Raw genomic sequence first — 18,596 nt, 5'->3', positions numbered from 1 at the left:
ATTTCGCTTAGCGATCAACAACGGATAATAACGCACTGCGCTTTATACCCTTTCGAAGAAAAAACAAACATGATATTGATACTGATTCGCATTTACATTAAAGTAACGTTCTTATTAAAGCTGACTCACAAGCGAAACCAAGGAGAACAAAAAAGTGACCGGAAAAAATGAAAGAATAATAACAGGCTTATGTGCATTCATTTTTGTTGGAGCTGCTTTTACCCCTCCCCTTGTTTCAGCAGAAGACGCTATGGTTCAGTCGCAAAAAGACGGGCTGGAAATTATTAAAGTTCAGGGTGAAAAACGCGAGCGCTCACTGTCAGAAACCACCAGTAGTGTCGCCGTAACAACGGCACAAAAAATTGATCAGGAAAACTTGCTCGACCTTGGCAATATCATAGACAACAGCGTTATCGTCCGTCACGTCCCAATCCGATTCGGACTCCCTGCGCTTATACGATATTGATTTAATAGCAGAAGATAATCAGTACGGCAGAATGGATCACGACTATCAAAATCGTTCTCAGGAATTACGGTTACACTTTGACTACCCCGATTTTCATGGGCTGCTCGGATGGTACTGGTCTGATCGTCAGAAAGACAGCGTTGATAACCAACTGGGCGGTGTCGCAACACCAGTAGCAACTATTGTCAGCGCATTACAAAATATGGGATTAGACGAGGCTACCGCCACTCAGTTTGCTAACAGTTATTCACAGGCGCTGCCGTCTATTCCTGTTGATTACGGTAATGATGTTGCCGACCGTTCAACCAACCAGGCTTTATTTGCCGACGTTGAGTATGCTTTAGCCGACGAGGTAGCACTTATTGCTGGTTTTCGTTACGACACCGAGCGTTATACTTACGAGTCTTTAACTGAAGCTGAATTTGCCGGAACCTTACCCGACCCAACAAATTACGGCGAGCCCGGCACCGCATCTCATGGCATTATCAGCGGCATCAATCAGGAAGTACTGAACCTAGTTGACCGCGCAGGTAACAGTGTTCCCGAAAGTACCCGCGACTTTAATGCCTTTTTGCCGAAGCTGGCGGTGCGCTGGGACTACGATAACAACGATTCGCTGGCTTTAACGGTACAGCGAGCCTACCGTTCCGGTGGTAGCTCGTACAATATAGCGCGTGCCGAAGTCTTCGCTTACGACCCGGAATTCACCACCAACTACGAGCTATCCTGGCGCAGTCAGCTGTTAGACAACAAGCTTTTTGTCAGCAGCAACCTTTATTATATTGACTGGGAAGATAAACAAGTCAGCGCTGAATTCGGCCTTAACAGTTTTGATAACCATACAGTGAATGCTGGCAAGGCGCACTTGTACGGGGTTGAGCTTGAAGCGCGCCAATACGTCAATTCATACCTGGATTGGTACGGGTCGTATTCTTACTCCAGAACCCAGTACGATCAGTTTGAAGCCATTGCCGGGGCTCAGGTCCGAAACTTTTCAGGAACAGAATTTATCTATGCCCCCAAACATACGGCCGCTTTAGGCGTAAATTTATACCCTGCCCGCGACTGGACGGTGAATGTAAACGCTAACTATCGCGACTCCATGAACATGGCAACCCGCGCTACAGATAACAGAGTGTCATCACGCACCTTAGTTAACGCCAAGATCAGTTATGACAAGTTCGACTGGTCGGCCTATATTTTTGCGAACAACATTTTCGACAAAGGCTACATCGAATACACTCGCCCGGATCTCCCGTACGCAATATTCGGCGCACCAAGAGTGGTTGGTGTTGGTTTCGAGGCTGAGTTTTAATAGCCTAAAAGCATGCCCAGTAAACTGAATCCGCTATAAAAAAGGGGCGCTTAATAGTAAGCGCCCCTTCTGATTAACCAGCTAACTCTGCATTAAGCTAAATCAAAGCGGTCTGCGTTCATTACCTTAGTCCAGGCTTTCACAAAGTCTTTAACAAACTTCTCCTGATTGTCGTCCTGAGCGTACAGCTCTGAATACGAGCGCAGTATAGAGTTTGAACCGAAGACTAAGTCAATGCGGCTTGCTGTCCACTTCAGTTCGTCAGTTTTGCGGTCACGAACTTCGTAGTGGTCATCCGCTTTCTTCCAGACATTGTTCATGTCGGTCAGATTAACGAAAAAGTCGTTGGTTAACGTACCGACACGGTCAGTGAATACACCGTGCTCAGACTCACCGTAGTTAGCGCCTAAAGCGCGCATACCACCGACAAGAACCGTCATTTCTGGCGCCGTTAATCCCATCAAATGGGTGCGATCCAGCATCAGTTCTTCGGCCGGTACCGCGTAATCTTTTTTCAGATAGTTACGGTAACCGTCATGCAATGGCTCTAAAGGCTCAAAGCTCTCCACATCGGTCTGTTCGTCGGTTGCATCACCACGGCCCGGCGCAAATGGAACCGTTACGTTATAACCGGCATCTTTTGCGGCTTTCTCAACCGCTGCCGTACCACCTAAAACAATCAGGTCCGCTAAACTCACTTTCTTGTCCAGCGTCGACTGCAGCTCTTCCAGTACACGAAGGACTTTGTGCAGTTTTTCCGGCTCGTTACCGTGCCAGTCTTTTTGCGGCGCTAAACGAATACGAGCACCATTGGCGCCGCCACGGAAATCTGAGCAACGGAAGTTACGTGCGCTGTCCCATGCGGTAGAAATCAGCTCGTAAGACGTTAACTCTGTGTTTAATAACTTCTCTTTTAAATCAGCAATTTCTTGTTCGCTTAAGGTGTAGTCCACTTTCGGAATTGGGTCCTGCCAAATCAGGTCTTCTTCCGGCACATCGGCACCTAAGTAGCGGTCTTTTGGACCTAAATCGCGGTGCGTCAGTTTAAACCAGGCGCGGGCGAATACGTCAGCAAAGTACTCTGGGTCTTTGTAGAACTTCTCCGCAATTTTGCGATAGTCCGGATCCATTTTCATCGCCATATCAGCGTCAGTCATAATGGGGTTATGACGAATGGACGGATCTTCCACATCGACCGGTTTATCTTCCTCTTTAATGTCGATAGGCTCCCACTGCCACGCACCAGCCGGGCTTTTCTTCAGCTCCCACTCGTAATTAAACAGCAGGTAGAAGTAACCGTTATCCCATTGGGTCGGGTTTGTCGTCCAGGCACCTTCAATACCACTGCTCATGGTGTCACGACCAACGCCTTTGCCACCACTGTTGCGCCAGCCCATGCCCTGCTCTTCAACATCTGCAGCTTCCGGCTCTGGGCCTAAGTTTTCTTCTTTACCATTACCGTGACACTTACCCACAGTATGACCGCCCGCAGTTAACGCACAGGTTTCTTCATCGTTCATTGCCATGCGTTTAAAGGTTTCGCGTACGTCTTTTGCGGTGCGAAGCGGGTCAGGGTTGCCGTCAACGCCTTCCGGGTTCACGTAAATTAAGCCCATTTGTACTGCAGCCAGTGGGTTCTCCAGTGAATCACGCTCTTCATCTGAACTGTAACGGTTTTTAGTTTCCGCCAGCCATTCTTTCTCGCTACCCCAGTAAGTGTCTTCTTCAGGGTGCCAAATGTCCTCACGGCCGCCGGCAAAACCAAAGGTTTTAAGACCCATCGATTCATAAGCCATATTACCGGCCAGAATGAATAGATCGGCCCAGGACAATTTGTTGCCGTACTTTTTCTTAATTGGCCACAATAAGCGACGCGCTTTGTCTAAGCTTACGTTATCCGGCCAGCTGTTTAACGGCGCAAAGCGTTGGTTACCCGTACCGCCGCCACCGCGACCATCGGCTAAACGATAAGAACCGGCCGAGTGCCAGGCCATACGAATCATTAAGCCACCATAGTGACCCCAATCTGCCGGCCACCACTCTTGGCTGTCGGTCATGAGATCTTTGAGGTCTTGCTTTAACTCTTCTAAATTGATCTTCTTGAATTCTTCTGCATAGTTAAAGTCATCATCCATTGGATTCGCTTTGGTGTCGTGCTGACGCAGAATTTCCAGCTTCAGCGAGTTTGGCCACCAGTGGGTGTTCGTCTTTTTCTCAGAGGTCATGCTGCCGTGCATGATAGGGCATTTACCGCCACCACTTGATTTAGTCATTTAGCCTTCCTTATTTTCTGTGCTCAATTTGAATATTCGTTATGTAAGTTATAGCAACGCCCGGTTATTTACTCAAAGGTAAGATTTCGTTTGCTTTGATAGGTTTTATAGATACACGACAAATCGCGGGAAAGATCGGAATGCCGGTTACTTTAAGGCAAGTGTTTAGTAATTTGGAATGAACATTGATACAAGCCGCTGCATTTGAGGTTGCAGACACAGCAGCTTCCTTCTGGTTTTTTACACACAGGTATCTTCTATTATCTCTTTTTGCTTTTCCATTTCTTTGGTGTTCTCTTCCGACTCTGCAATAAGGAGCTCCATCTTCGCCGACGCGCACTTGTCAGCGAGTTCCTTATTCATGATATAGCTTTGATCTTTCTGATATTGCTCCATACCTTCAGCGCCGCTGTATTTCTCCCTATTTTCAGGGCTGACATCTTTTTCATAAGGTTCAGGCTTAGTCGCACCGCACGCTGACAACAACAAAACCGATGCAATAAAAAATATATGTTTATACAATGTCCATTCTCCTTTTCCATGTGCTCAAAAACTAGCTTACTCTAAATCCCTGAGGTAGCATACCCCCATGCAATGTACTCTATGTTCCTCAATATCCAAGCCTTTTTGTGCAGATAAAAAGCGTCCGTATTTTCGCTGCACGGAGTGCGATCTTATTTTCGCAGACCCTGACACCCTGCTGTCTCAAGCCGAAGAGAAGCTCATTTACGACTATCATGAAAATGGCCCAAACGATGTTGGCTACCGTAAGTTTTTAAATAACCTGGCAACCCCTTTACTTGATAAACTGTCTCCGGGTATGGAGGGGCTCGATTTTGGCTCCGGCCCGGGTCCGACATTGAATTTGATGCTTGAAGAAAAGGGGATGAAGATGTCTGTTTATGACATCTATTACGCGCCGGATACCGGTCAGCTGAGTTGTCAGTACGACTTTGTCACCTGCACCGAAGTCGCAGAACACTTTCGGGAGCCTGATAAAAGCTGGGCGCAGTTAATTGGCCTGGTCAAACCCGGCGGCTGGCTGGGAGTAATGACCTGCATGTTCACAAAAGAAACGGCTGACGACTTTAACCTGTGGAGCTACAAAGGGGATCCCACCCATATCAGCTTTTACACACCAAAAACCATACAGTGGATAGCCCGGCATTTCCGGTTAGAACTTGAAATAATCAATGACCGGGTTATTTTTTTCCGAAAACCAGCGGACGCCCGGCAGCGTTAACTACCGGACGGCTTTGTCAGTAAGTGTGTAAGAAGTAACTACTTACTTAATGGTTTTAAGAATATTCTCTAACGGCACCAGTTTAAGGTTCTGACCCGCTTCCGGCATACGGTTACGTCCGTCCTGAACCATAAACGCGCCTTGCTCAAACCCTTTACCCAAAGACCGAGTTGTTACGTCAATACCGTCAGTTTCTGATGCGCCATCAATAGCTAACTCGGTATTGGTGCGAATACGAAAATGCGAAAGCAACGACCAGGGCGCCTGCCCTTCAAACACAATGTAACTGTCGTTGCCCTGACTTGAGACAAACAATAAATCTCTGCCATCGACATTTGCGAAGGTAACACCTTCAATGTCGTCAACCAGCTCTTCATGTTGGTCAACATTAATAATGGCTTCACCGGAGGTTGAACCATCCGCTGCAGCATCAAATAACCATACTGCAACGTCCTCTTCACCAACGAATAAACGTTGCGTTTTATCATCGACAACACAACCTTCAGGCTGAGAAGGAACGCTTAACTCTCTAACTTTTTCCATCTTGCCGTCGTTGCTTATAACAAACTGCTGAATAACGCCGGATTTGCCGTTTACATAAACGGAGGTCTGTTCTGTCGACTCATTGTAGCCCATGCAAAGACCGTAAATTTCGTCAATATCGGTAAGCGCATTAGTACCAACCGAAAGCTTTCCGTCTGCGTTAATATCAAACAATTGCAGGCTGTTATTGTCACGCAAGGAAGCAACTGCCCAGGAGCCACGGACATCGACATTATTCAGCCGGCCTACAGGGAGTTCCTGAACAATGTTACCGGACATGTCATAAACATAGAGACCTGTGCGCTTGTCTGTAGCCAAAATGCGGCTTTTCTCAGGGGCTTCCGGATGTACCCAAACAGCAGGATCATCAATTGCATCTCCGCGTAACGGTGAGGGTTCAGTCTGCAGTGTTGCCTCAACCTGAGACACCGGCTTTTTAACCGAACGCTGTTTTGACTCCAGAGTATCAATTGTCAGCTTGCTCGTTGCGGTCATGTCTTCTTCTGTCAGCAATAGCTCGCCATTTCCTAAATCAGACACATCGGTTAAAGCTTCAGCGTCGTCAATTGCAAAGGCTTTATCAAACTTAAAACCCTGCTCATTCTGACGATACACCAGCAACCGCGGCGGCTCTTCTTCAAGCACCAGCAAACTGCCGTCATCAAGCAGCTCCAGCGCTTTCACTTCGCCTTCAATAACACCAAAAGGTTTGGCTGCCGCAATTAAGTCGCGCCCCTGATCAACTTCCGGCTCTGCGTTATACGCCCACACAGCCTGATCCGCTTCGGCAACATACAGCTTTTGTTCCGCATTCGATACAACACAAGCCGTGCTATCAAAAGGTACGTTCATATTACGTATAACCAGCGGCTCTTTTAGCCACTTTTCGTCCTGCTTTAACAATCGCTGTTCTGCACCGCCACGGCTGCCAAGCAGAAATACAGACAGCTGCTGGTTTTCGTAGCTCTCGTAAAAGCAGATATCCTCTACCACGCGGCTGGTAATTTCGCCCTTCCACACCGGCTGTATAGCTTTGCCGCTGGCACGCCAGAGAATAAGCTCCTGAGTGTTGCCCTCCATTGCGCCAATCAGGGTTTCACCGTTACTTAACGGCAGAGTCCGCAGGTGGAAAAAATCGCCTTCGGCAACGCGTTTATCGCCCAGGCTTAGTCCATCAGCAGTAACTTTCAGATAGTCATTATCTACTGCGACTTTATGACGAACATTGGTCTCTGTCGCTGACGTACCGCAAGCGGCAAGTAGCATCAAACTTGATGCTACCGCGCTTAAAATCATTTTATTTCTCATGGTTATCCTTTAAATACCGTTATTCCGTGTTACCAGTTAATTAGCTGCACACCCAGAGTGAAGCTGCGGCCATAGCTTTCGTACTGTGCGTTGTATCGCTTCTGGCCGGTGTAAACATAGTAGGGTTCATCGGTAATGTTGTTGGCCGCAAAGCTCAGGCTGACATGGTCGTTAATGAGCCATTTCGCGGAAAAGTCCAGAGTCAGATTGTCGTCTTCGTAAATGTCGTAACGGCTGTCTTCAACGTCACCAAGCTCAGCCAGATACTTTGACTTATAGTTCGCTGCCAAACGTAAGCTGACATCATAAACTTCGTAGCCAAGCGCAAAGTTTGCTGTGGTATCAGACTGGCTCGGCAGCGTAATGTCGCGTGACACAAGCTGACCATCGTCAATCCAGTCAACCGTTGCTTCCGAGTCAGTGAAAGTCAGGTTGGTATTGATTAAGAAGTTATCCAGCCAGTTATTAAAACCAGACACCTGATGCACAAAGTTGACTTCTAAACCGTAGACGTAAGCGTCATCACCGTTGATATAAGTGACGGCTTCATCGAAGTTTTCGTAACCCGGGCGACCGGCAACATCGGCTTCATAGACAAAGTTTTTAATGTCTTTGTAAAAGGCCATGGCGGAAATAACACCCAAGGTTTCATCGTAATGCTCAATACCAAAATCGAGGTTCTGCGTGGTTAATGGTTCAAGATCCGGGTTACCGAATTCAGCTTTCAGGTCGCCATCGTCATTTTCCAGGTAATAGCTGGATCTAACCTGTTCAAAGTTAGGTCTGACAAGACCGGTGCTGTAGGCCGCACGAATAATAGTGTCATTACTTAAGTCGTAGCGCGTCACCACACTAGGAAGCCAGTTTGCATCGCTGAATTTATCCGAAACTGGTGTAAAGGTTTCCAGTTCGTCGTCATAACGGTTACCGCGCCCGGTGCGCTCCTCATGTTCATAACGTGCGCCAGCAATAACCTGCCACTTACCGAAGCCCATGTCGGCCATCAGGTAACCGGCACTGATGTCTTCATCAATTTCGTAAGAGGCGATTCTCGATTCAACTTCATCCCGGAAGTTTTGTAACTCGAAGGTATTAATCATGTCCCAAAGTTTGCCGGCGGAAGCGCCGGGGCCAAATCGATCCAGACCGTACTCAACATTTGACGACGTTTCGTAGTCAGCAAGCGTTAATCCGGTAACACCCAGGTCAGCAAAGTCTTCCATAATAAAGATGTTTTCTTCTGCGGACTTTTCGCGTTGGCTTAACTTAACACCGCCTTTAAAAGTGACCTGATAGCTGGGTTGTAACCAGTCATAAGCCACATCCAGCTTAACGTTCTTTTCAGTCTCTTCGGTGTAGGCGTCACTCACTTCCACTTCATCAATTTCATATTCTGACGCCTGATATGCCGTATCTGGCGCGTTCAGTTGCAAGCGTTTCAGACCTGAGTAGCCCAGGCCTTCGTCAAATTCCTGCGTAAACTTGGCTCCACCAATAGCAAAAGGCTGATCTTCGCTGGCTTTACTGGTACCTGCCTCCAAAGTGACATGCCAGTCATCAAATTTCTGCTTAGTGCCCAGCACAATCGCTGTAATTTCCTGGGTTTCTTTACGGTCTTTAAGCTCACGAACAATTTCGCCGCCAGCACTAGCTTCTGCGCCAATTGGATCAGAAAATTCAGTCACAATACCCTGACGAATTTCGGTATCCGCAAACTCACTGTACAGCGAGCGCAGGTAGAATTCAGAATCATCGGAAGGACGATAGTCCAGGTTTAAGGCTAAGCCAGTTCGCTCACGGGTAACCGAATAGGCGCGTTGCTCAAACTCTTCCAGGCCCGGTTCATCCAAGTCCCAGTTTCCGCCGGTTTCAACGTTGTCGGTAGTAAATTAGCGATCCTGATAACTACCGGCAAAGGCGATACCAAAACTGTCCGCTTTATCGCCGACATCAAAGGTGTTGCTGACAACACCCGAAACTTTTGGGTTCGTTTCGCTGGCCTGCTCGTTATAACCAACATCAGCAGTAAAAGAGTAGAACGAGCCCTCACGGTCAAAGGCCGTCATGCTTTGCAGTTCAATATTACCGCCCAGACTGCCTGCTGAGATATCAGGCGTCAGGGTTTTATTAACCACAACCGATTCCAGCAAATCCGCCGGAATAACATCTAGCGCCACGGCTCGGCGTCCGGCTTCAGGAGCGGCCAGCGAGGTGCCATTGTATGAAACCGAGTTTAAATCGGGGGCTAAACCACGAATGCGAATAAAGCGTCCTTCACCCTGGTCGCGTTCTACAGATAGACCAGGAATGCGCTGCAACGCATCACTAACGCTGTCGTCCTGCAGCTTACCCATGTCATCTTTCTTCAGAACATTGATAATACCGCCGGACTCTCGCTGCTCTTGCACGGCACGTTTTATTGAGTCGCTGTAGCCAATAGTAAGCACCTCTTCAATGCGCTTTTCTTCGGCTGTTTTATCTGCGCTCTGGTCCTGCGCTTCCTGAGCCATAAGTGGGGATGTAGCACCACATGAAACGGCAATAAGCCAAGCTAAATATGTCTTTTTCATAATCATTCAAACCCTGTCGTTTTTTGATTGATGCGACATACCTTAAAAGCAAAAAGTGACAATATGAGGATGCATATCGCCCGCTTATGAGCTCTTTTGATGCGGGTCAGTTAAGCTCAGAAAGCGAAACCGGCGTCACCAAACTGTCACAACCGGAGGTTAAAGTGTCTTTGTTCTAATGCCGAGATATGCGGAGACTTCAATGCAATTGATTAATTTACGCTATATCAGCAACTGGCGAGTTCTGCTCATTGCCGTAGTGGTTCTGCTTTGTTTGCTGCTTAGCAGTCAACTGGGTGTCGTTAAACCCTATGAAATCGTTGATCCGCTGGACATTCTTGGTGAGGGCTCGACCCTGTTCCTGACCATTTTAATTGTCATATTTATGGTTACTGACCGGCCTCGGGGTAATGTAACCAACCTCTTTTACAGCGGTGGTCTATTACTTATTTTTTCCATGACGCTGGACGTACTAGATGAATTTTTTCGCTATCCCGATGCCCTGCGGTTATTAAGCTGGCTGGAGTCCTTTCCGCTTCCGGTGGGGCTTATTATCATTAGTTTTGCCGCAGCTGAATGGCGGCGTGAAAACAAAATGCTGTCGCGACAACTTATGGTACGCGAAAAGAACCTTCGGTCTCACCAGTGGGTCGACCCTTTAACCTCGCTATACACCACCCCTTATTTTATCAAGCTGGTTGAACGGGAAATAGCGTTACAAAACAGTACTGATGCAGAGTCGACTGTATTGGTTAGCGTTAATTTCAAAAACTTCGCCCAGTATAATCATGAAATGGGTACAAAAGCCGGAGACGAACTCCTGCATCAAGCCAGCGAGTTAATGGTGTTACTGCTAAGGCCTCAGGACTGTCTGTGTCGGGAACACAGTGACCATTTTTTAATACTGCTTCCACAAACTCGCTTGTCTCAGGCGGACAGGTTAATGAAGGTTATAGCTCAGAATCTAAACTCCGAACTTGAGTTACCCAATTACATGAGTGTGGAAGTGCATACTCACCGCGTTGAAGAACTCTCGGCTGTTGATGCAATTACCGCATTACACACGCAAGTTGAGGAGATGACTCACTATGCGCCCCTGGCCAACTAACGACCAACGCCGTTTGCTTGGTAAACCCTTTATACGGGCGCTGCTGCCGCTTGCCGAGAGGCGCGGCATTTCCTCTTCGGAGCTTTTCAGGGGCACCTCATTATCTGAACAAAAACTGCAGATAAACAACTTTCGGCTCACCGATCATGAAATGCTGTTGTTACTGGCGTCTGCCGAAGAAAAAATTAACGACCCGCACTTATGGCAATTGGTTGTAGAAACACTGTTCAGTGACAGACTGAACCCACTGATTGACCTGACTGTTCACGCAAAAACACTAAAGCAGGCGCTTATTCATTTGTCGCGCTTTCAAAGCCTGCTACAGCCCTTTTTATTTACCCCCACCCAACGCTTTGAAAATCACTTACAACTGGACTTTATTCCGGTTGAGGGGCTGTCAGGGAAAATGAATCAACTCTGCTATTCTGCCAATTGCAAAATTGGTGTAGCAATACTTTTAATGCTGGGCAGAGCTCGAGGCTTAGCCGTTAACCAGTGGCATGTTGCTCTGCCTGATGATATTTCGCCCTTACCCACCTGGAAAAAATGGGTAAAAAAGGTGAGTTCACGCCCTATTTGTGGACTCTCTATTCCGGCGGAACAGCTTCAGGAACATTCGCCTGAGCGCAACTTAGCCCAATATCATCAGGCACTTAGTTTTTGTCAGATGCAGCATCAGACACAGGCTCAAGCTTCTGTCATGCTAAGCGTTTTTAAGTGGCTGGATTATCAGCTCGAAACGGGCCATGACGCCTCGCTAACCGAATTGGCGGCTGAAATTGGCATTAGCCTTTCCTCGTGCAAACGTCTGCTGGCCAGTCATGGCTACAGCTTTCAGCAAATATATGACCTGGTGCGGCTACACAAACTGCTGAACCTGCTGCAAAAACATCCCTACAACAATGTCGAGCTTGCGCAGAAGCTGGGGTACAGTAACCCCAACAACTTTCGACGCGCCTGCAAACGCTGGCTGGGTATTGTCCCGGAAGAGCTGCGCCAGCGGCAATCTGCGCTATTTATTTCCAATTCAGCTTTATGATCGGGCTACTCCCTCATCTGACAAGTAGGTAACAACAGCACCCGCAATATGCACAACAAGCAGAGCCGGCAGTACGTAAAGGCCGGTAATTTTATGCACTTCTTCCGCCGGTTCGTGAACAATACTGAGAGCAGTGAGATCAAGATTAACGGTAAACCAGTCAAACACCGCCAGTCCTTCATTCTCAGTAAACAAATACAAGGGACCGGTAATAATCAATAGTGTCAGTCCGAGTAGAATCAAGTAGTGAACAACCCGGGCAAATTCGTGACGCCTATCTTGTCTTTTATGTGCAGGGAAACCCATTTTTAAACGGTAGATTGTGCGCCAGAGCAAAAACCAGAAGGCGAAAAAACCAACGCCAATATGTGCGGCTTCGGCGTATGAGCCAGAAGCTCTGTCATTTGCAAAAAACATCATATAACCCAGAGTCAGCATGACAACCACAAAGATCACGCTGAACCAGTGGTTTATTCGCGACAAACCCGAATATCGAATATCCATAACAACTCCAAAAGGTGTTTAATGACTTGAGTATAGGCACACTACCTTAAGGAAATATTAAGCTTATGCGCTCAACGCCGGGAATACAGCCGCTTATTGATCCGTATCAAAAGTTACAATAAAACAGAACTCATCATCGATATGTCGAAAGTTAATCTGAACGCCGAGTTGCTCGGCCAAATTCTTCACAATACTCAGACCCAGTCCGGAGCCCTCAACATCTAGCTGTTTTCCGCGATAAAACCGCTCGGTAATTCGGTCAATATCAATAACATGGTCTGCAGCGACGCGGTTACAAACAAATATCTGGTTTTCGGTGACTTCGATTCCGATATGAGAACCCGGAACCGCATACTTAATAGCGTTATCCAGTGCGTTAGCAAACAAAAGATAGAGATGACTTTCATCACTTGTTTGCTGAAACACAGTGGGAAGTTGTGCATGGTAGCTCAGCCCCTTCGATTCCGCAGCGACGTACTGGTCGGCAAGTACCTGCCTGAGAACACTGGCAACATTCACTTGCTTTAGCTGCTCAGGTGGCAGCTCAGCTTTAGACAACTGCAATAAGCTTTCAACCAATTTAACCAATCGCTCAGTACTATCAAGCAAAGGCCTGAGTTCTTCCTTGTGTTCCGACGTCGAGCCCCCTAGTCGACTCTGAATCTGAGCCTTCAAACTGGCCAAAGGAGTTCTAAGCTCATGAGCTGCATCTGCGGAAAAACGCTTCTCACGTAAAAACGTTTGCTCTATACGATTTATGTAGTGATTTAAAGAACGTTTTACTAATGCAACTTCCTCTCTGTCGTTATCTTCAACAAAGGCGGTGTAGTCGTCAGCACGTTTACGCCTTAACTCACCAGCCAAGCGATTAAAGCTGGAGAAGTTCCGGTTGATGGTCCACCATCCCAACCAAAGCATAAAAGGTAAAATCAGTAATATCGGAATAACTGTATCGACGGTTAAATCCATTCTAAGTTCAGAACGAAAGCCGTCTTCCTGCAACATTAGTATTCGCTGTCCAGTTGCGTTCTCTAAGCCAAATGCATGCCAAAGTTCGTCTTTCACTCTCTTAACTGAAAAACCCGGGATAAACTCAAAAGCACTGGCATCCGGGGCGCCTTCAGTTTGCATAAGAAGCAGCTCTTCAGTGTTTTCTATCCTATAAGACAGCTTATCTTCATAGTTGTGCGCACCGATTGATTCAATGATCACCCCGGCTTCAGGCAAGCGCTCGGAATTCACGGACATAAATGCAGATAAGGTTTTTGCCTGCTGCAGCATTTCCGCATCAAAGAGTTCATCAACCTCATGGCTCACTTCAAAGTAAATCCATACTGCTGACAAGGTTGAACTGACAAGGTACAAAAGAGATACAGCGACAAGAATACGCCTACGAATAGAGTTTAGCTTGTGCCTTACACGCTTAACTAATTGCATTGCAGTCGGTAACCAATACCGCGAATAGTCTGAATCCACTCTTTATGGCCCAGCTTTTTACGTAAATTATGCACATGAACCTCCAGCGCGTTACTCTCTACCTGAGCTTCATTCTGAAACACAACCTGCTCGAGCTTGTCACGGCTGTGCACACGTTCCGGTGCGGACATTAATGCTTTCAGTAGCTCAAATTCGCGTCGGGAAAGGTTAACAGCCAGCCCTTCAACAACAACGGTATGGTTAGCGTCGTCCAAAACAATATCACCCACTTTTAACTCCGGGGAAGCATAGCCGCGCTGGCGACGAACCAGCGCGCGCAGACGGGCAGCCAGTTCGTTCATATCGAACGGTTTGATCATATAGTCGTCAGCGCCGTTATCCAGCTGCTTTACAATTTCACTGGATTGATCTCGCGCTGTCAGAACCAATACAGGCAACGTCATACCCTTTTTTCTGAGGCTGGCCAAAACGCGGGTTCCGTCTAAATCCGGCAACCCCAAATCCAGAACAACAGCATCGTAGTGAGTTCGGTTTAACTCGCTAATAGCCGCCGCTCCCGTGCGTACCCGCTGAACCAGGAACTTACGCTCGGACAAGCCGAGTTCCACAGCCTGTCCTAACATCGCATCATCTTCAACCAGTAACAACTCCATGCGGCCAATTACCTCTTCAGCTCGTGATGAATCTTTTTCAGTAACGCCTGAACCTCTTTGCGTCGCTCCGCATCAGCTAATGGTCTTTGTTCCCGCACTTCAGCGCTCAGCGCGTGCTCTGCGTATTTTCTTGCATCTGAGTACTTGCCCTGTTCATACAGATAGTCGGCGTAAAAGTAGTTAGGGTCAATACCGTCCGGGTTTATTTCCAATGCGCGTTGCAATAATTCACTGGCTTTGTCGTCGTCACCAAAACCAAACGGCCAGCCGGGAACTTTGTAATATAGCGTACCGAGACTTGCATAAGCAGAACCCTGCAAAGCTTGAGGGTCAAGCTGCAATGCTCTTTGCAGAGATTTTCTAGCGTCTTTTGCCAAACCCAGCGCACTCAATCCACCTTCAGCACCGGCCTGAGTACTTTTAATAATACCCAGCCAAATATGCGCTTCGGCGTTATCGGGCTCTTGCTCAACCCATTTTTCAGCTTGCGTCGACAGTTCTTCAAACGCTTTTAGCTGCTCGTCGCCCTCGATCTTATAATTCACTTCAGCCCAGCGTTGCTGAACGCTCAGCAACTGGCTGACTTCTTCTGCAGCAACCGGCGACAGGTAAAGCGTTACAGCTAACGCCATTGAGGTAACTAATACAGTTATTGGTTTCATAGCGATTTTTCCTTGATCAATTGGTGTAATAAAATTCGTGGCTTTTTCATACTGCGGTTAACCAGTTCCGGTAACAGCCCGTTAAGCCGGGCAAATAACTTTTCCGGCCAGCCCAGGGTTTTCAGTGGTTGTTGTTGCTCAATTTGATGAACGATTTGTTGCGCAACCCATTCCGGGGCATCCGCCGAGGTTTTCAACTGTTGGTTTAAACGACTGATAACGCCGTTATTGAGTTGCGTCTGTATTGCTCTGGGGGCGCAGTAAAGCACTCGTACGTCCTCTAGTTGCAACTCTCGCTGCAGCGCCTCACTAAACCCTCGTAGGCCAAACTTGCTGGCGCAATAAAGTGCCTGCCCCGGAAAGCCAATAGCGCCGAATACAGAGCCAATATTCATTACCCAACCATGATTTGCTCTTAGTCGAGGCAGTAGCCTATGAATAAGAGCCACGGGCACGGTTAGGTTGGTGTCGATAACACGCTGAATGTCCTCAGAGGTTGCGTCTTCAAGCAGTCCTTCATGTGTGGTTGCTGCATTATTGATAAGACCGGTAATGCGCAGGTTTTTCTGCTCAATAAACTGGTGCAAATGGCTTATTGCATCGGACGCACAGAGATCCAACACGAAATAGTCCTGCTGCAAACGCCCGGCAAGTGCAGCAAGCTCGGGCTCAGAACGTCCTAATAATAAAAGTTTTGCTCCTTTAGCACTAAGCAGCTCGGCAAGTTGAATACCTAGCCCTCCGCATGCGCCCGTCAGTACTATGCTTTGTGATTTCCAGTTTATTTTGCTCATACACTCGCTTCCGGTTGTTCACCCGCAAGCTCCGGCAAAGCTCTGAACATATCACCATACAAACGATAAACGTGTTTAGCGGTTTGAATAATGGCGCGCTGCGCGTCGGCGTCTTCAATTCGGTTCATCAGTTGCTCAAAAAACTGAACGTGCTCCTGATCCAGGTCACCGTGAGACAGCAAATAACTAAAAGCTGACTCCGGCAAGCCAAGTGTGCTCTGGATTTTATGTGCGGCGGCCGTTGCCAGCTTCACGCTGGTTCCTTCCAGTACGTGTGCCATGCCAAAAAACGCCGTAGGATGCACATTGTCTATCGCGTTATAAACCAAAGACACCATGGCCTGTGTCGGTGTATGTGGCTCTGAGTTCTGCACCATATCCACATCGCCGCCAGCGGCATCGAGGTCGTTGAGTATCCAGCGCTCATGACCATATTCTTCGCCAATGTATTCAATAACCGCTTTGCGTAACCACTCATCGTTTAGCGACAGGCGGCTGCCACAGCGCATCAGCAATGGAACCGTATGCTTTACATGATGGTAAGCCTGACTTAAAAAAGCCTGATAACGAGGCAATGAAATATCGCCCTGCAATGCCTGTTGAATAGGTCTTGCGCTCAGCAAATACTGCTGTTCTGTCTGAGTCTGCTCACATAAAGTGTTAAAAAAGGACATAAAATACCTCTATAGCGTTAATAGCTCGGAATAATCGTTAGCAATTTGCCGACGACGAAGACGTCCGGTTCCGGTCAACTGTTGGTTGGCCTGAGAAAAAGGTTCAGTGATAAGAAAATACCGCTCGATTTGCGCGTAGTCAGGAAGTTGCTGATTAACCGCTTTAACACGAGCGGCAACAGAGTCGATGTTTTCAGGAGAATATAGCAGCGCGGTAATGGGTAACTCTTCCGAGCCCCAAATGGCCGCTTGTCGGATGTTGGGCTGCAGGCTCAACAGGGCTTCTGGCCACTCAGGGTCAACATTGCGCCCAAACGCCGTAATAATAATATTCTTAATACGCCCGCCAATGCGCAGATTGCCCTCAGCATCCCATGAGCCAAGGTCGCCAGTTCTTATCCTTTTCGGATACCAGGAGTCTGGCTCACCCAGGTAACCCAGCATGCAGTTGCCGGAGACCACAACTTCGCCCTCATCAATAGTCACCTGTGCATGAGGTAGCGGTTTGCCAACCGAAGCGACAACCGGACGGTCGGGTGAGTTCAATGCGACAACAGAACAAAACTCTGACAATCCATAGCCGTGAACCAGCGGCAGGCCTAATGCCAATGCTTTTGACTCCAACGGCAGGGGTAATTTTGCGCCACCTATCGCTAACAACTTGAACTGCTGACTATCTAACAAACCTTGCTCAACACCCGATACAATAGCCGCCAACAGTGCAGGCGTTAGAATTAGGCTATCCGGTTGGTAGAGCCGTAGCGCAGCAAAAAAAGACTCTGCACAGAGTGATGATGATCCTTTCAGCCCCAGAGTTTCTGAACCAACCAGAACCACTTCATTACCTAGCCAAAGCGATAGATACACCCCGGCGATATTTTCCAGCAATACAGCAAGCGGCATCAGTACCATATGCCGCTTAACCTTCACCGCTCCCAGACGCTCCGCCAGTGCTTTCACTGTTTCCATCTGAGACGCGGCAGCAAGACAAACTCCTTTAGGTTCACCGGTTGTTCCTGAGGTATAGGTAATTTTAGCTGTCATCGACGGCAGTTGCGGCGACGACAAGGTTTGCTGAACCAAATGCTGCTTCTGCTGTTCAGTAAAAAATGGAGGTACCGGAACACTGACTTTGCCCGCCCACAGCAGCGCCAGGTCATCTATCACCCAATCAATGGAGTTGGGTTTGTCGATAAGAACAACAGGGTCTGGCTGTTGCAGGTAATAGTCGCGTCGGGAAGCCACCCGACTAAGTAACGTGTGGTAAGTAATAGCCGTTTGCTCGTCACTTAAAGCAATCTGATTTGGATTACTTTTTACGTGCGCTTGCAGTTGGTCAAAAAACTCAGTTACAGGCATGACGCAGCCCCTGCTGTCGACCTGAAAACAGACGCAGGGCGTTGCTTAGTGAATAACGCATGCCCCTGGCTCAGCCAACCACCCAGCACAAGCGGTGTGTGCTCATAGTAATTGCCCCATATATCGCGGACAGACTCGGGCAAAGCGTTTTTCTTAGCTTCGGCTAGAAGGGTTAATTCTATGCCTTGTCTCGCGAAATACTTTTGCAGAGCCCGGGTTGCAGTGAAGACAACAGCGGTAATTCCTCTCGACAAGAGAGAATCGATAACCGCCTGAAACAGCAAAGGTAAATAAGGCGGTGCCAGAGCGGCCATTGAACCGACTTCAGCTATATTTTCAAGCGCTGGCATCGGCTTGTTGCCAACAGAGTATTGTTGCAATGGCTTATCGAGATAGAACTCTGAAAACAACGGCTTTTGTTCAGCAAACTGAATACCACATGCCGCAACCAGAGTGTCGTTTTCGTACAGGGCTAGCAGCACCTCGGGCAGTTGACTAAGGCAGGCATTAAAATTAAGCCAGTAGCGTTCACAGATAAAAGCCTCAACCGACGACCGGTTAGCCTGTGTTGTTGTAACCCATTGGTAGCGCATGACGATTACTCCTTTTCCAGCGGACATCGCTGACAGAATCATTCATGCTGCTACT

At 47.8% G+C, this 18,596-nt stretch carries 18 protein-coding genes; 5 read left to right on the top strand and 13 right to left on the bottom strand.

All coding sequences use genetic code 11. From position 1 onward, the window contains the following. Positions 1-154: 154 nt before the first annotated feature. Together DEU30_RS13665 and DEU30_RS06860 are read left to right on the top strand one after the other, a co-directional pair. Positions 155-466 carry a hypothetical protein gene (locus DEU30_RS13665; protein WP_227016327.1) on the top strand — a complete coding sequence of 104 codons (312 nt, stop codon included), beginning with the start codon at positions 155-157 and terminating at the stop codon, positions 464-466. Positions 467-497: 31 nt separating this feature from the next. Next, complete coding sequence (locus DEU30_RS06860; protein WP_243734117.1) at positions 498-1,781, top strand: TonB-dependent receptor; 1,284 nt, start codon at positions 498-500, stop codon at positions 1,779-1,781. Positions 1,782-1,873: 92 nt separating this feature from the next. Here the strand turns inward: DEU30_RS06860 and katG are convergent, their stop codons facing one another. Both katG and DEU30_RS06850 read right to left on the bottom strand, forming a co-directional pair. Further along, positions 1,874-4,054, bottom strand: coding sequence for a catalase/peroxidase HPI (gene katG, locus DEU30_RS06855; protein WP_114981751.1), 2,181 nt, complete (start codon positions 4,052-4,054; stop codon positions 1,874-1,876). A gap of 240 nt (positions 4,055-4,294) precedes the next feature. Beyond that, a complete protein-coding gene (locus DEU30_RS06850) occupies positions 4,295-4,576 on the bottom strand; it encodes a hypothetical protein (RefSeq protein WP_114981752.1) in 282 nt (93 codons plus the stop codon). Between the two features lie 67 nt (positions 4,577-4,643). On the opposite strand from DEU30_RS06850, the gene DEU30_RS06845 reads away from it, so the two are divergent. After that, positions 4,644-5,297: a class I SAM-dependent methyltransferase gene (locus DEU30_RS06845; RefSeq protein WP_114981753.1), complete on the top strand. Its 654-nt coding sequence runs from the start codon at positions 4,644-4,646 to the stop codon at positions 5,295-5,297. 42 nt (positions 5,298-5,339) lie between these two features. Here the strand turns inward: DEU30_RS06845 and DEU30_RS06840 are convergent, their stop codons facing one another. The 3 genes from DEU30_RS06840 to DEU30_RS13660 are packed head-to-tail and all read right to left on the bottom strand — an operon-like array spanning position 5,340 to position 9,718. Continuing rightward, on the bottom strand, positions 5,340-7,148 hold the full coding sequence (locus DEU30_RS06840) for a phytase (protein WP_114981754.1): 1,809 nt from the start codon (positions 7,146-7,148) through the stop codon (positions 5,340-5,342). 29 nt (positions 7,149-7,177) lie between these two features. Continuing rightward, positions 7,178-8,998 carry a TonB-dependent receptor gene (locus DEU30_RS06835; RefSeq protein ID WP_227016328.1) on the bottom strand — a complete coding sequence of 607 codons (1,821 nt, stop codon included), beginning with the start codon at positions 8,996-8,998 and terminating at the stop codon, positions 7,178-7,180. 39 nt (positions 8,999-9,037) lie between these two features. Then, complete coding sequence (locus DEU30_RS13660) at positions 9,038-9,718, bottom strand: TonB-dependent receptor plug domain-containing protein (protein ID WP_227016329.1); 681 nt, start codon at positions 9,716-9,718, stop codon at positions 9,038-9,040. A 202-nt stretch (positions 9,719-9,920) separates the two neighbouring features. On the opposite strand from DEU30_RS13660, the gene DEU30_RS06830 reads away from it, so the two are divergent. Together DEU30_RS06830 and DEU30_RS13575 are read left to right on the top strand one after the other, a co-directional pair. Then, positions 9,921-10,826 carry a diguanylate cyclase gene (locus DEU30_RS06830; RefSeq protein WP_011233363.1) on the top strand — a complete coding sequence of 302 codons (906 nt, stop codon included), beginning with the start codon at positions 9,921-9,923 and terminating at the stop codon, positions 10,824-10,826. Next, the gene (locus tag DEU30_RS13575; RefSeq protein WP_114981755.1) at positions 10,807-11,865 is read left to right on the top strand and encodes a helix-turn-helix transcriptional regulator; all 1,059 of its coding nucleotides are present in this window, start codon (positions 10,807-10,809) and stop codon (positions 11,863-11,865) included. Before DEU30_RS06830 ends, DEU30_RS13575 begins: the two co-directional genes overlap by 20 nt. Here DEU30_RS13575 and DEU30_RS06820 read toward each other — a convergent pair. The 8 genes from DEU30_RS06820 to DEU30_RS06785 form a co-directional block, all read right to left on the bottom strand. Continuing rightward, positions 11,860-12,369 (bottom strand): cytochrome b/b6 domain-containing protein, encoded by a 510-nt coding sequence (locus tag DEU30_RS06820; RefSeq protein ID WP_114981756.1) that lies wholly within the window; start codon positions 12,367-12,369, stop codon positions 11,860-11,862. The two genes, DEU30_RS13575 and DEU30_RS06820, sit on opposite strands and share 6 nt — an antisense overlap. Positions 12,370-12,462: 93 nt before the next feature. After that, a complete protein-coding gene (locus DEU30_RS06815) occupies positions 12,463-13,806 on the bottom strand; it encodes an ATP-binding protein (RefSeq protein ID WP_227016330.1) in 1,344 nt (447 codons plus the stop codon). Beyond that, positions 13,797-14,459 carry a response regulator transcription factor gene (locus DEU30_RS06810; protein ID WP_114981757.1) on the bottom strand — a complete coding sequence of 221 codons (663 nt, stop codon included), beginning with the start codon at positions 14,457-14,459 and terminating at the stop codon, positions 13,797-13,799. Before DEU30_RS06810 ends, DEU30_RS06815 begins: the two co-directional genes overlap by 10 nt. 8 nt (positions 14,460-14,467) lie before the next feature. After that, entirely contained in the window at positions 14,468-15,121 is a 654-nt protein-coding gene (locus DEU30_RS06805) for a hypothetical protein (protein WP_114981758.1), read from the bottom strand. Next, positions 15,118-15,915 (bottom strand): SDR family oxidoreductase, encoded by a 798-nt coding sequence (locus tag DEU30_RS06800; protein ID WP_114981759.1) that lies wholly within the window; start codon positions 15,913-15,915, stop codon positions 15,118-15,120. Before DEU30_RS06800 ends, DEU30_RS06805 begins: the two co-directional genes overlap by 4 nt. Beyond that, positions 15,912-16,589: an iron-containing redox enzyme family protein gene (locus DEU30_RS06795; RefSeq protein ID WP_114981760.1), complete on the bottom strand. Its 678-nt coding sequence runs from the start codon at positions 16,587-16,589 to the stop codon at positions 15,912-15,914. The genes DEU30_RS06800 and DEU30_RS06795 overlap by 4 nt, the downstream gene beginning before the upstream one ends. A 9-nt stretch (positions 16,590-16,598) precedes the next feature. Next, positions 16,599-17,948 (bottom strand): AMP-binding protein, encoded by a 1,350-nt coding sequence (locus DEU30_RS06790; RefSeq protein WP_114981761.1) that lies wholly within the window; start codon positions 17,946-17,948, stop codon positions 16,599-16,601. After that, the gene (locus DEU30_RS06785) at positions 17,939-18,541 is read right to left on the bottom strand and encodes a thermostable hemolysin (RefSeq protein WP_114981762.1); all 603 of its coding nucleotides are present in this window, start codon (positions 18,539-18,541) and stop codon (positions 17,939-17,941) included. The genes DEU30_RS06790 and DEU30_RS06785 overlap by 10 nt, the downstream gene beginning before the upstream one ends. Positions 18,542-18,596 lie beyond the last annotated feature (55 nt).

The organism is Idiomarina sp. 017G, from assembly GCF_004362265.1.
In the GTDB taxonomy this organism is placed as follows: domain Bacteria; phylum Pseudomonadota; class Gammaproteobacteria; order Enterobacterales; family Alteromonadaceae; genus Idiomarina; species Idiomarina loihiensis.
The sequence above is the reverse complement of the archived record's forward strand: the minus strand, read 5'-3'. Positions and strand labels throughout refer to the sequence as shown.

Bases quoted from the DNA above. Each gene is read 5' to 3' on its own strand.
- DEU30_RS06860 (WP_243734117.1), top strand. From the start codon at position 498: ATGGATCACGACTATCAAAATCGTTCTCAGGAATTACGGTTACACTTT.
- katG (WP_114981751.1), bottom strand. From the start codon at position 4,054: ATGACTAAATCAAGTGGTGGCGGTAAATGCCCTATCATGCACGGCAGC.
- DEU30_RS06845 (WP_114981753.1), top strand. From the start codon at position 4,644: ATGCAATGTACTCTATGTTCCTCAATATCCAAGCCTTTTTGTGCAGAT.
- DEU30_RS06840 (WP_114981754.1), bottom strand. From the start codon at position 7,148: ATGAGAAATAAAATGATTTTAAGCGCGGTAGCATCAAGTTTGATGCTA.
- DEU30_RS13660 (WP_227016329.1), bottom strand. From the start codon at position 9,718: ATGAAAAAGACATATTTAGCTTGGCTTATTGCCGTTTCATGTGGTGCT.
- DEU30_RS06830 (WP_011233363.1), top strand. From the start codon at position 9,921: ATGCAATTGATTAATTTACGCTATATCAGCAACTGGCGAGTTCTGCTC.
- DEU30_RS13575 (WP_114981755.1), top strand. From the start codon at position 10,807: ATGCGCCCCTGGCCAACTAACGACCAACGCCGTTTGCTTGGTAAACCC.
- DEU30_RS06820 (WP_114981756.1), bottom strand. From the start codon at position 12,369: ATGGATATTCGATATTCGGGTTTGTCGCGAATAAACCACTGGTTCAGC.
- DEU30_RS06815 (WP_227016330.1), bottom strand. From the start codon at position 13,806: ATGCAATTAGTTAAGCGTGTAAGGCACAAGCTAAACTCTATTCGTAGG.
- DEU30_RS06810 (WP_114981757.1), bottom strand. From the start codon at position 14,459: ATGGAGTTGTTACTGGTTGAAGATGATGCGATGTTAGGACAGGCTGTG.
- DEU30_RS06805 (WP_114981758.1), bottom strand. From the start codon at position 15,121: ATGAAACCAATAACTGTATTAGTTACCTCAATGGCGTTAGCTGTAACG.
- DEU30_RS06800 (WP_114981759.1), bottom strand. From the start codon at position 15,915: ATGAGCAAAATAAACTGGAAATCACAAAGCATAGTACTGACGGGCGCA.
- DEU30_RS06795 (WP_114981760.1), bottom strand. From the start codon at position 16,589: ATGTCCTTTTTTAACACTTTATGTGAGCAGACTCAGACAGAACAGCAG.
- DEU30_RS06790 (WP_114981761.1), bottom strand. From the start codon at position 17,948: ATGCCTGTAACTGAGTTTTTTGACCAACTGCAAGCGCACGTAAAAAGT.
- DEU30_RS06785 (WP_114981762.1), bottom strand. From the start codon at position 18,541: ATGCGCTACCAATGGGTTACAACAACACAGGCTAACCGGTCGTCGGTT.